The organism is Pedobacter zeae (genome assembly GCF_014196715.1).
Taxonomy (GTDB): Bacteria; Bacteroidota; Bacteroidia; order Sphingobacteriales; family Sphingobacteriaceae; genus Pedobacter; species Pedobacter zeae.
Map to the genome: position 1 here is coordinate 1,193,085 of NZ_JACIEF010000001.1, position 12,494 is coordinate 1,205,578.

Genomic DNA, 12,494 nt, shown 5'->3' on the forward strand with positions numbered 1-12,494 from the left:
TTGATTTATTGCAGTTTTCGCAAAAGAATTCATTAATCAGAAAGACCAAAAGATAAAGGTTGTTTTGTCAGACCCATCAGGTTTTTAAAACCTGGCAAGTTTAGCAGTTTACGGCTTATTTTTTCAGTTTCACAATCAACTTTAAGTTAAATTGCCTGCCGGTTAAATAGTTTGGAATGGCATATCGCACGTTATCTACATCTTTTAGCCAAAGGTAGGAAACCGTATTATTAATATTCAGCATGTTAAAAACCTCAAAGAACAGAATAACCGAGCTGAAATTTTTGTCCAGAAACCTGGGTTTATGCAAAGCTGCATCATCTAACAGATCTTTTGAGAAACCGATATCTACCCTTTTATACGACGGTATAAAAAACTTATCGAGGTACCGGGGTGTTTGTGAGGGGCCAATTGGCAACCTCGAACCATAAAGCACATTTAGGTGCACCTTATAAGTTGGGCTGTTAAGCAGTTTATCCTGAAAGAATATAGAAAAATTTAAGCGTTGATCAGTTGGCCGTTTTAAATAGCCCGGATAAAATGTTGTTCCGTTTTCGACATAGCTATCGCCGATGATATCTTCATTGGCATGCATTACCGACATTCTGAAATAAGAAACCAGATCCTTTACAAATTCGCCACCTATACTGAAATCAGCACCATAGGCATAACCTCTTGATGCCTCGTTTGCAAGGTATTTAATTCTCAGGTTATCAATTTTATAGGGAATCAAGCGGTCAGAATATTTAAAATAGGCTTCTGAAGTAAATTTTAGTCTTGTTCCAAACGCATCAAAGGCATATTCGTAACCAAGAGAGGCATTGTAAGAGCTTTGTGCTTTTTGGCTGATATATAATTTCCCTGAAAAATCCCGTATGGTACGGTAAGATGGTGGCTGCTTGTAAACTCCTGCCGTAAATCTTAAAATCTTGTTATTTGAATTTGGCCGGTAGGCGATCAGCAGCCTCGGACTGATCAGTAACTGCCTGCTTAACGAATTATAGGTAGCTCTTGCACCCAATTGTAATTCTGCATAATCGGAAAGCGAATAACTATCCTGGATATAAGCACTGTAATTTTTAATATCGAGGTTGTTTTTTACATTGATTACATTTTGTAAAACGATGTTTTTTGAATTGTTGGGTAAAATAAAACCAGCAGAATCAGTATAATTATATTCATTTAACTGATCGTTGTATTTAGATTTATCGAATTTTAGACCCCACGAAAAAACATGGTTGTTAAAATTCTGATCAACTTTTATTTCGGATGAAAAAACCTGTGTATTGAGGCTGTTTCTTCCATAGTTGTAATAGCTGCCGATGCCCCGGTTTTTAGTTACCGGTCCAAAGTTTTCCCCTTCAAAAGAACGGTCTACCTCATCAAAAATATAGCTTCCGTTAATATCAAAACGCTCTCTTTCGATGGTATTGAAGTAGCTGGTTATCAGTTTGATTACCAGGTTTGGTTGTGGGGCATAAGTGGCTGTTATGGCATTTCCAAAGCTTTGATAATCATCAATTTCCTTTCCTGTATAATCAACATTCAGCCTTAAGGTAGTATTTAAGGTTCCAAACTGTGTTTCCCTGTTGGTTGGTATGAGTTTAAACTGGCCAAGGTTAAAACTGCCGAGATAGCTGATATTGAATTTTGGAGAGAAATCATATTGATAGAGCAACTGCGCATCTGCAAAATTAGGATTATAACTTCCCTTTTCGTCCTGTTTGATTAATACACTCGAATTGTTCTTATATCTTAAGCCAGCCAATAAAAAACTGTTTTTAAACAACTTTTTTGTGGTTATTGAAGTGTTTAAAAGACTGGTACTTAAGGTGGTCTGGCTACTGTCGGGTTTATCATATTTAATATCCAGCACAGAAGAAAGTTTATCGCCATACCTGGATTCGAAACCACCTGCAGAGAATTTTGCTTTGCTCACCAGGTCCGGATTGATAAAGCTCAATCCCTCCTGTTGCCCGTTGCGGATCAATACGGGCCGGTTAATCTCTACATCGTTGATGTAAATCAGATTTTCGTCGAAATTCCCTCCCCGAACGCTATACTGGGCACTTAATTCGTTATTGGTAGATACCCCCGGAAGGGTTTTGAGCATGGTTTCAAAATTTCCTGAAACTAACGGCATGGAAGGTACATCGGCAATATTGATGGTAGTGGTATTGCTTAACTGGTTTTGTTTGTTGGTGATGTTCACCTGCTCTAATTCGTTGGTATTGGCAATTAAATTTACCTGTTTGACGATTCTTGCACCAGAGCGTTCATTAAATTTGATTGTTTGAGGCAGGTAGCCCAGGAGTGAATATTTAATGCTGAAAGTTTTCGTTTTGGAATAAATGGTGTAAACCCCAAATTCGTCTGTAACCGTAGTTTGTGCCTGACCCAAAACAATAACGGTAACCTGAGATAAGGGTTGTTTATCCTCACTGTAAACTATTCCGGAAACCCTAACCAATGGCTGTGCTACAGCGAAACTGTAACCAGCAATCAAAAGGAGAAGGATTAGCCGAAATTTGAGCATTTTTTAGTATCAGGCAAAAGTATCAGGCATTAAGACTGTATGCGCCTTATCCTAAAAACAATTTAGCAATAAACATTCAACAATTTAAATATTTATAGCGGTAGTTGTCAAGCTTTTCATTTTAGAAATGGTTTCTGTTGGATTATCTGCTGCAAAAATTGCATTTCCAGCCACAAAAGCGTTGGCACCGGCAGATACTAATGCAGCAATATTCTGTAAACCTACGCCACCATCTACTTCAACAACTAAATCCTCATTAACACCCCGCATCAACGCTTTTAAATCCTGTATTTTTTTGTAAGTATTATGAATAAAAGCCTGACCGCCAAAGCCGGGATTAACTGACATGATGAGGACCAGATCCAGGTCTTCAATTACGTCCTGCAGCAAAGTAATCGGTGTGTGCGGGTTTAAAGCTACGCCAGCTTTGCAGCCTGATGCCTTGATTAACTGAATGGTGCGGTGTAAATGGGTACAGGCTTCGTAATGTACCGTGATCCGGTCTGCCCCTGCTTTAGCAAAATCCTCTATATATTTATCAGGCTCTACGATCATTAAATGTACATCCAACGGCTTTTGGGCATGTTTTTTCACCGCTGACATCACCGGAAAGCCAAAAGAGATATTGGGCACAAAAACACCATCCATTACATCAACATGGAACCAGTCGGCTTCACTTTGGTTGATCATTTCAATATCGCGCTGCAGATTGCCAAAATCGGCTGAAAGTATGGATGGGGCTACAATGTATTTCATTTAATTATTTTTTAGTCTTTAAATTCAAATTCCGCTATGATTTTTTGAACAACGTTTATCAACGGCGGTTATCCTGAAACTCATTTCAGGTTTTTAATAGCAGAAAAAATGCTGACCACGAAGTGGCTACAAGGCAACTGAAAACACTATTTCTACTTGTAAATAAATCCAGCATGACACTACGATGCAAGTTACAAAAGAAGAGCGAAAGTTTTTAGTTAGAAAGGCCGAAGTTATTTTTCTGTTAACAAAAAACCCTTTCAGCTTACTGAAAGGGTTTTATTATTGAGTTGCTGAAATAAGTTCAGCATGCCGATTATCAATTAAGCTTGTGGCGCAGCTGGTTTTTCTGGCTTAGGTAATAAAACTTTACGCGAAAGTTTCATTTTACCTTGTTTATCGATGTCTAATAATTTAACCTCGATTTTATCGCCTTCTTTCAATACCCCATCCATGGTTTCTAAACGCTGCCATGAAATTTCAGAGATATGCAACAAGCCATCTTTACCTGGCATGATTTCAACAAATGCTCCAAATGGCATAATCGATTTTACTTTACCTTGGTAAATTTCGCCGATTTCTGGTTTGGCTACAATGTTACGGATACGGGTAACTGCTGCATCGATCGATGCTTTGTTATCGGCAAATACTTCAACGATACCTTTTCCGTCAACTTCCTCAATTGAGATGGTTGCGCCGGTTTCGCGTTGCATTTCCTGAATAATTTTACCTCCAGGACCGATAATTGCACCGATAAATTCTTTATCAATAGTTAAAGAAACAATACGAGGTGCATGTGGTTTGTAGTCCTCATTCGGCTGGCTGATGGTTTTCTTCATCTCATTTAAGATGTGTAAACGACCTTCTTTAGCCTGTAATAAAGCTTTAGTTAAAACTTCGTATGATAAACCATTGATTTTTAAGTCCATCTGACAAGCAACGATACCATTTTCAGTACCGGTTACTTTAAAGTCCATATCACCCAGGTGATCTTCATCACCTAAGATATCAGAAAGGATGGCATATTTACCAGTTTTTTCGTCGGTGATTAAACCCATTGCAATACCTGAAACCGGCGCTTTGATTTTAATACCGGCATCCATTAATGCTAATGTACCTGCACAAACCGTTGCCATTGACGACGAACCATTTGATTCTAAAATATCAGAAACTACACGGATGGTATATGGATTAGCTTCGCCCTGAGGTAAAACTTTTTTCAATGAACGCTGTGCTAAGTTACCGTGTCCGATTTCGCGGCGACCAGCACCTCTGTTCGGTCTAACCTCGCCGGTAGAGAAACCAGGGAAGTTATAGTGTAATAAGAACTTCTGGAAACCATTAAAGAAAGCACCATCAATCATTTGTTCATCATCTTTACCACCTAAAGTAACTGAGGTTAAAGATTGGGTTTCGCCACGGGTAAATACTGCCGAACCGTGTGCTGCAGGTAAATAACCTACTTCACTCCAGATTGGGCGGATTTCAGTTGTTTTACGACCATCTAAGCGGATACCTTCATCTAACAATAAGTTTCTGATGGCATCGTACTGAACATCATGGTAATAATGTTTAGCCATGGCTTTGGTTAAATCGTCTGTATCTTCTGGCATTGCCTCGAAGAATTCGTTGATAATAGCAGTAAAACCTTCTTTACGAACATCTTTATTGCCGCCTGCTTTGGCTACAGCATAAACCTTATCGTAAGTATCGGCATAAACCTTAGCTTTTAAATCAGCATCGTGTTCTTCATGGCTGTATTCGCGTTTTACGGTTTTGCCTGTAGCTTCGGTTAATTCAACCTGGACAGCGCATTGAACTTTAATTGCATCGTGTGCAAATTTTAAAGCTTCAACCATTTCATCTTCCTGAATCTCGTCGCACTCACCTTCTACCATACAGATATCGTTAGCAGAACCGGCAACCATAAATTCAAGTGTAGCACGCTCCAGATCGCTGGCATACGGATTAATTACCAATTTACCGTCGATCTTAGCTACGCGTACTTCAGAAATCGGGCCGTTGAAAGGAATATCCGAAACTGATAATGCAGCTGATGCAGCCAAACCAGCCAAACAATCTGGCATGATATTTTTATCAGCAGAGATTAAAGAAATCATTACCTGTGTATCAGAATGATAATCTGAAGGGAACTGCGGACGCAAAGCCCTGTCTACCAAACGTGAAATTAATACCTCGTAATCAGATAATCTTGCTTCGCGACGTAAAAAGCCTCCTGGTATACGGCCTGTAGCCGCATATTTTTCCTGATAATCAACCGATAAGGGTAAAAAATCAGTGCCTGGTTTAGCACCAACAGTAGATACCACTGTTGCCAGCAACATCGTATCGCCCATTTTTACTACAACCGAACCATCAGCTTGTTTAGCCAGTTTACCCGTTTCAATTTCTACAATTCTGCCATCGCCCAAATCGAACGATTTTTTTATTACATTCATTTAATTAGAATTATGGTGTGTTTTCCTCTTTCTACACACCGTTGTTTATATATGTGTTTTTGTTTTTGCAAACGAAGATAGATTAAAAAAAACTATCTATAATAAATCCCGTAAAAAAAATACCGGGGAATTAAAAAGCCATTCCCTAAAGAATGGCTTTCGCTGATAAAATTCGCTTATTTTTGTTTAATGATATCACGAAGCGATAAAGCTTTAATGATAGCACGATAGCGCTCAATATCTTTTTTGTACAGGTAAGCTAAAATACCGCGGCGCTTACCTACCAATTTTTGAAGTGACAACTGAGTAGAAAAATCCTTGCGGTTTTTCTTTAAGTGTTCTGTTAAGTGCGCAATACGGTATGTGAATAACGCTACCTGACCTTCTGCAGAACCAGTATTGGTTTCTACTTCGCCGTGTTGTTTAAAGATTTCGGCTTTCTTTTCTGAACTTAAATACATTCTTGAATAATATTAAAGCAATAAAATTAATTAATTGTGGCGCAAAGATAATGCTATTTTTATTTAAATGCAAGTTACCGCGTCGATACTTTCCTAATCCTTAACATCTTGATTATTAACGCAGCTATTTAACAGTTAATAAGAATGAATACCAAAGTTTTTCTATTTTAGGACTTAGATATTATCACTACCTCAAGATGCAAAAACCGAAAGTAAGCAAAGAATCCAAATTATCATTAAATACCGTTGTTGGAGTGTGCGCAATTGTAACCAGTATTTGCGCAATAATTATAACATTATACCAAACCAGATTGCAACGAATTCAGCAATATGCATCAGTAAAACCGTTATTGGTGGGCTATTCAAACAGCTTTTCCGATCAAACAAATGCTAGCCATCAATCTTATCATTACGAACTTCTGATTGCAAATCAGGGTTTAGGACCAGCAATTGTATCTGATTATGTGTTTTATTATCATGCTAAGCCTTATCAAAACATCGCCGAAATTCTTAAGCAAATAAAGGCCGACCACCAGCTGGATTCAACAAAAACTGTGATGCTTACCAATTTATGGAAAAATGAAGTGCTCCCTGTTGGTGAAAAATTAAGTTTAATTAAAATAAATGATGAACGCCTTGGGCCGTTGGTCGAAAAATCTGATATTAAAATAATGGTTCAATATAAATCACTGTATGGGCAAGAGTGGCGTTTTATAAATAATGATAAATCGGAACCAAAAGAGGTTGAATAAGTTTTTCTTTTTAAAAGCAATTTCCAGTTTACTAGCCCTTTGCCTTTCGGAAATTTTAATGGCTTACCGCCGTTCATGGTAACTGAAATGTAGCTAAGCTGTATAACGTTGAAAAAGCGCTGCTCAGTGGTACGGCTCAGATAAATAGCATCAAGTCCCGCAACAACTGTTTGCTGTGGAGTATTTAAATCATATATTTTAAGCTTTCCAATTCATATTAAAAATGCGAAAAATAGATAATATATCTTTACATCAATATGTATATTTTAAATACGTTAAAATCCTACTTTTACAAAAAAAATAAGCCTTGGAAAAGAATCAATACAGCATTTTCGAAAGTGAGTTACGCGTCCGCCCGGATGATATCGACATGTTTAATCATGTACATAACAGTAAATACTTAGATTATGTATTGGCAGCACGTTATGAGCAGATGGAAAAGTTTTATGGTATGCCATGGGAACATTTCACCAAACAAGGTTTGGGCTGGGTAGTAAGCCATGTTGATATCAATTTTAAACGCCCCTTATTAATGAACGATTTAATGCTCATCCGCACCGGAATCCTGCACATGAGCGATAAAGGCTGCTCAGTTCAGTTCGAGATTGTTAATCAGAAAACAGGAAAAGTAGTGTCGGATGGTATTTTTGATTATGTACTGATCGATTTAAATACGGGTAGAAGTACAAAAGTTACCGACGAAATGATTAAAGCCTACAGTATATAGGCATATGGTATAAATCAGTGCATTGGCGTCTTCATCACTAAAAAAACCGGCGAAATTTAATCAATTTCATAAAAATTGGTCATCAAAACTTGACAATTGAAAATTTTCCCTATATTTGGCTCATCAAAAAGACCAGAGCCATGAAAGTATCTGCAATCCGTTTGAGGTTCTAAATAACCGAGGATTCCCTCCCTCCGATTTTAATTTAGGTATGTACGCATCATGGCGTACCATTGGTTTATACATCACAATTATTTACATTATATGTCACAGTCTCCAAAGACCCAGGGCAAATTATCGTCTTTTTTTGATATCCTGGTTCAGTCTTTAAAAGGTCATGAAGTAGACCTTACGTCCATCAGTATCAAACGCGCAATTATTTTATTGGCTATCCCAATGATGTTGGAAATGGCTATGGAATCGGTTTTTGCCTTAGTCGATTTATATTTTGTTGGCCACCTGGAAAACAGCAGTAATGCTATCCAAACCGTTGGTTTAACCGAATCGGTTTTAACGATTATTTATTCATTAGCCGTTGGCTTAAGTATGGCAGCTACGGCTGTTGTGGCCAGGAGAATCGGCGAGAAAGAGCCAGAGGCCGCATCAAAAGCTGGCATGCAAACCATAATAATTGCCATTATGGTTGATGTTCTGATTAGCATTGCCGGATTGATTTATGCAAGAGACATTTTATTGTTAATGGGGGCATCGGCAGAAACAGCAGATCATGGTACCACCTTCGTCCGCATTATGATGGGTGGAAGCATTATTATTGTTCTGCTTTTTCTAATTAATGGGATTTTTCGCGGTGCAGGTAATGCCGCAATCGCCATGAGAAGTTTATGGATCGCCAACATCGCTAACATTATCCTCTGCCCTATTTTTATTAATGGTTTTGGGCCGGTACCAGCGTTTGGTTTAACAGGTGCAGCAATTGCTACGACGATTGGCCGTGGTTTGGGGGTTACTTATCAGGTTTACAATTTGTTCAGTGGTAAAAACATATTAAAAATACGCATCAGCCACTTTTTGCCTGATTTTACCCAGATTAAAGCCATCATTAAAATTGCTGCTCCGGCTATTTTTCAATTCGTAATTGCGAGCTGTAGCTGGGTGTTTTTGGCCGAGCTGGTTGCTACTACCGGTGGCGATACAGGATCGGCAGGTTACCAGACCGCATTACGCCTGATGATGTTTTTTATGCTGCCCGCCTGGGGATTAAGCAATGCCGCCGCTACTTTGGTGGGCCAGAATTTAGGTGCGGGGCATATCGAGCGCGCAGAAAAATCGGTATTTCAGACCTTGAAATACATCATCATTTTTATGGCCGTGGTAAGTGTATTGTTTTTAACCTGTGGGCATTTGTTCGCCGCGTTTTTTACCACTGATGAAAATGTGATTGCTGTTGCAAGCCAAGCATTGAAAATTATGAGCATCGGTTTTGTGATTTATGGCGCAGCCATGGTATTCAGCAGTGCGTTTAATGGTGCCGGCGATACCTGGACGCCCACCAAAATTAATGTTTTTGCTTTCTGGCTCTTCCAGATTCCTTTGGCTTACATATTGGCTAAATATTTAGAAATGGGTCCGACAGGTGTTTTTATTGCTATTCCAACGGCAGAAGCCGGTATTGCAGTAGCGGCTTTTATTTTGTTTAAAAAAGGAAAGTGGAAGAAAACGGTGGTTTAATTTTTTAACCACAGATGGTGCTGATAACCACAGATGTATTATTAAACTGAAGGTCGTTATCCTGTCTATTTGTGGTTAATTTTAAACATCAGGTATAAAACCTCTCAAAAGAATTACTGCTATGGGTTATATAAACCTGGCTGGAACGAACATCCCGGTTTTCTACCGTCCAAACCCGCATTGAATCAGCATTGGGATAAAGTGAAAAGCTAGATTGCAGTAGCCGAAAAACTACTGCTTTTGCTTTTCAAAACAATAAAAATTCAGCCTTCGCAGCATTCCATTTTCCCCCTTACATTTTCCATTAAAAAACATATCTTTGCGCAAAGATGAAGCATATACGTAATTTTTGCATTATTGCACATATCGACCATGGTAAAAGTACCCTGGCCGATAGGTTATTAGAATATACTGCGACGATTTCGCAGCGCGAAGCGCAGGCGCAATTGCTCGATAATATGGATTTGGAGCGCGAGCGGGGCATTACGATTAAAAGTCATGCCATTCAAATGAACTATAAAGTTGGTGGCGAGGAGTATATTTTTAACTTAATTGATACGCCCGGACACGTAGATTTTTCATACGAGGTTTCGCGTTCAATTGCCGCCTGCGAAGGTGCCTTATTAATTGTTGATGCCTCGCAAGGTATTCAGGCACAGACCATTTCAAACCTATACCTGGCTTTAGAGCACGATCTTGAAATTATCCCGATCCTGAATAAAATGGACTTACCGGGCGCCATGCCAGAGGAAGTTAAAGACCAGATTATTGATTTGATCGGCTGCGATCGCGACGATATTATTCCTGCTTCCGGTAAAACAGGAATGGGAATCCCTGAAATTTTACAAGCTATTGTAGATCGGGTTCCGGCCCCTGTTGGTGATACTGAAGCGCCATTGCAGGCCTTAATTTTCGACTCTGTATTTAATTCTTTCAGGGGGATCATTGCTTATTTTAAAGTAGTAAACGGCGAAATTAAAAAAGGCGACAAAGTAAAGTTTATTAATACGGGTAAAGAATACCTCGCTGATGAAGTTGGTATTTTGAAACTGGATATGGCTCCAAGGAATGTGGTTAAAACCGGTGATGTGGGCTATATTATATCGGGGATTAAGGAAGCACGCGAAGTAAAAGTTGGTGATACGATAACAACAGTTGCCAGGCCCGCAGATGATGCCATTCAGGGTTTTGAAGAGGTTAAGCCAATGGTTTTTGCCGGTATATATCCTGTCGATACAGATGATTTTGAAGAATTACGTGAAGCGATGCATAAGTTGCAGCTAAATGATGCTTCTATCGTTTTCGAGCCGGAAAGTTCTGCTGCTTTAGGCTTTGGTTTCCGTTGCGGTTTCCTGGGCATGTTACACATGGAGATTATTCAGGAGCGTTTAGAACGTGAGTTCGACATGACGGTAATTACAACCGTACCTAACGTTTCGTACATTGCACATACAACAAAAGGTATCGAAATTACGGTAAATAATCCATCTGATTTACCGGACCCAAGCAAACTGGATTCTGTTGAAGAGCCTTTTATCAAAGCAAATATTATTACCAAAGCAGAGTTTGTTGGCCCGGTGATGTCGCTTTGTATTCAAAAACGTGGTATTATCGTTAACCAATCGTATTTAACGTCTGATCGTGTTGAATTGATTTTTGAAATGCCAATGGGCGAGATCGTATTCGACTTTTACGATAAATTGAAGACCATTTCTAAAGGTTATGCTTCATTCGATTATCACCAGGTGGGTTATCGTAAATCGGATCTGGTTCGTTTAGATATGTTAATTAATGAAGAGCCTGTTGATGCATTATCTTCATTGATCCACCGCAGTAACGCTTACGATTTCGGTAAGAAAATCTGCGAGAAGTTGAAAGAACTGATCCCGCGTCAGCAGTTTGAAATTAAAATCCAGGCTTCGATCGGTGCTAAGGTTATTGCCCGCGAAACATTGAGCGCTTTACGTAAAGATGTAACCGCGAAATGTTATGGAGGTGATATTTCCCGTAAACGTAAGTTATTGGAGAAACAGAAAAAAGGTAAGAAACGCATGCGCCAGGTGGGTAACGTAGAAATCCCGCAATCTGCATTTATGGCGGTTTTGAAATTAGATTAATATAGATTTGAGATCTTAGATTTGAGATTTGAGACAAAACTTGTCTAACCTGAAATCTAAGATCTCGTGTCTCACATCTTATAAAAATGAAATTATTAGACGGTAAATACGTATCAGAAAAAGTTAAGATCCAGATTGCAGAAGAGGCAGCTGAGTTTTTAAATAAAACAGGCCGGAAACCGCACCTTGTAGCCATTTTGGTGGGTAACGATGGCGGCAGCGAAACTTATGTGGCCAGCAAGATGAAAAACTGCGAAAAGGTAGGTTTTAAATCTTCGCTACACCGTTATGATAACTCGGTAACAGAAGCTGAATTATTGGCTAAAATTGAGGAGATCAATCAGGATGATGATGTGGATGGCTTAATTGTGCAATTGCCTTTACCTAAACACATTGATCCTGAAAAAGTTACCGAAAAAATAGATTACCGTAAAGATGTAGACGGTTTCCATCCGGTAAACCTGGGCCGAATGATGCGCAATTTACCTTGCTTTATCCCGGCAACACCTTACGGCATTTTATTAATGTTGCAGGAATACAATATTGATACAACCGGTAAACACTGTGTAGTAGTTGGCCGCAGTAACATTGTTGGAAGCCCGATGAGTATTTTAATGGCACGCAATGCCAATCCAGGCAATTGTACGGTAACACTCACCCATTCACGCACAAAAGACTTAAAAGAGCAGGTATTACAGGCCGACATTGTAATTGCGGCAATTGGTAAAAAGAATTTTGTGAGCGCTGATATGGTAAAAGCAGGTGCTATTATTATTGATGTGGGCATTAACCGGGAAAACTCTACGGAAACCAAATCGGGCTTTAAGCTGTATGGCGATGTAGATTTTGAAAACGTGGCTCCGAAAGCTTCTTACATTACCCCGGTACCTGGTGGTGTAGGTTTAATGACTATCGTAGGTTTATTAAAAAATACATTGGCATCGGCCAGAAAAGAAATATATTCTTAAAATCAATGGCGAAAGCTTAAGTATTAAAA

General features: G+C 39.0%; 9 protein-coding genes. 5 read left to right on the forward strand and 4 right to left on the reverse strand.

The features are described from left to right. Positions 1-115 precede the first annotated feature (115 nt). The 4 genes from GGQ60_RS05015 to rpsO all read right to left on the reverse strand — a co-directional run bounded on the left by GGQ60_RS05015 (position 116) and on the right by rpsO (position 6,212). On the reverse strand, positions 116-2,506 hold the full coding sequence (locus tag GGQ60_RS05015; protein ID WP_229685092.1) for a TonB-dependent receptor: 2,391 nt from the start codon (positions 2,504-2,506) through the stop codon (positions 116-118). 114 nt (positions 2,507-2,620) lie between these two features. Further along, a complete protein-coding gene (gene rpe / locus GGQ60_RS05020) occupies positions 2,621-3,292 on the reverse strand; it encodes a ribulose-phosphate 3-epimerase (protein WP_183760472.1) in 672 nt (223 codons plus the stop codon). A gap of 323 nt (positions 3,293-3,615) precedes the next feature. Continuing rightward, a complete protein-coding gene (gene pnp, locus GGQ60_RS05025; RefSeq protein ID WP_183760474.1) occupies positions 3,616-5,751 on the reverse strand; it encodes a polyribonucleotide nucleotidyltransferase in 2,136 nt (711 codons plus the stop codon). A 176-nt stretch (positions 5,752-5,927) separates the two neighbouring features. After that, positions 5,928-6,212, reverse strand: coding sequence for a 30S ribosomal protein S15 (rpsO, locus tag GGQ60_RS05030; RefSeq protein WP_090979643.1), 285 nt, complete (start codon positions 6,210-6,212; stop codon positions 5,928-5,930). 197 nt (positions 6,213-6,409) lie between these two features. Between rpsO and GGQ60_RS05035 the strand changes: the two genes are divergently transcribed. The 5 genes from GGQ60_RS05035 (at position 6,410) to GGQ60_RS05055 (ending at position 12,465) form a co-directional block, all read left to right on the forward strand. Next, positions 6,410-6,964, forward strand: a complete 555-nt coding sequence (locus GGQ60_RS05035; protein ID WP_183760476.1) for a hypothetical protein — start codon at positions 6,410-6,412, stop codon at positions 6,962-6,964. A 307-nt stretch (positions 6,965-7,271) separates the two neighbouring features. Beyond that, the gene (locus GGQ60_RS05040) at positions 7,272-7,691 is read left to right on the forward strand and encodes an acyl-CoA thioesterase (RefSeq protein ID WP_183760478.1); all 420 of its coding nucleotides are present in this window, start codon (positions 7,272-7,274) and stop codon (positions 7,689-7,691) included. A 264-nt stretch (positions 7,692-7,955) separates the two neighbouring features. Beyond that, positions 7,956-9,380, forward strand: a complete 1,425-nt coding sequence (locus GGQ60_RS05045; RefSeq protein WP_183760480.1) for an MATE family efflux transporter — start codon at positions 7,956-7,958, stop codon at positions 9,378-9,380. A 329-nt stretch (positions 9,381-9,709) separates the two neighbouring features. Next, positions 9,710-11,497 (forward strand): translation elongation factor 4, encoded by a 1,788-nt coding sequence (lepA, locus tag GGQ60_RS05050; protein ID WP_183760482.1) that lies wholly within the window; start codon positions 9,710-9,712, stop codon positions 11,495-11,497. Positions 11,498-11,583: 86 nt separating this feature from the next. Beyond that, a complete protein-coding gene (locus GGQ60_RS05055; protein WP_183760484.1) occupies positions 11,584-12,465 on the forward strand; it encodes a bifunctional 5,10-methylenetetrahydrofolate dehydrogenase/5,10-methenyltetrahydrofolate cyclohydrolase in 882 nt (293 codons plus the stop codon). Positions 12,466-12,494 lie beyond the last annotated feature (29 nt).

Coding starts and splice junctions, on each gene's coding strand:
- rpe (WP_183760472.1), bottom strand. CDS start 3,292: ATGAAATACATTGTAGCCCCATCCATACTTTCAGCCGATTTTGGCAAT.
- pnp (WP_183760474.1), bottom strand. CDS start 5,751: ATGAATGTAATAAAAAAATCGTTCGATTTGGGCGATGGCAGAATTGTA.
- rpsO (WP_090979643.1), bottom strand. CDS start 6,212: ATGTATTTAAGTTCAGAAAAGAAAGCCGAAATCTTTAAACAACACGGC.
- GGQ60_RS05035 (WP_183760476.1), top strand. CDS start 6,410: ATGCAAAAACCGAAAGTAAGCAAAGAATCCAAATTATCATTAAATACC.
- GGQ60_RS05045 (WP_183760480.1), top strand. CDS start 7,956: ATGTCACAGTCTCCAAAGACCCAGGGCAAATTATCGTCTTTTTTTGAT.
- lepA (WP_183760482.1), top strand. CDS start 9,710: ATGAAGCATATACGTAATTTTTGCATTATTGCACATATCGACCATGGT.
- GGQ60_RS05055 (WP_183760484.1), top strand. CDS start 11,584: ATGAAATTATTAGACGGTAAATACGTATCAGAAAAAGTTAAGATCCAG.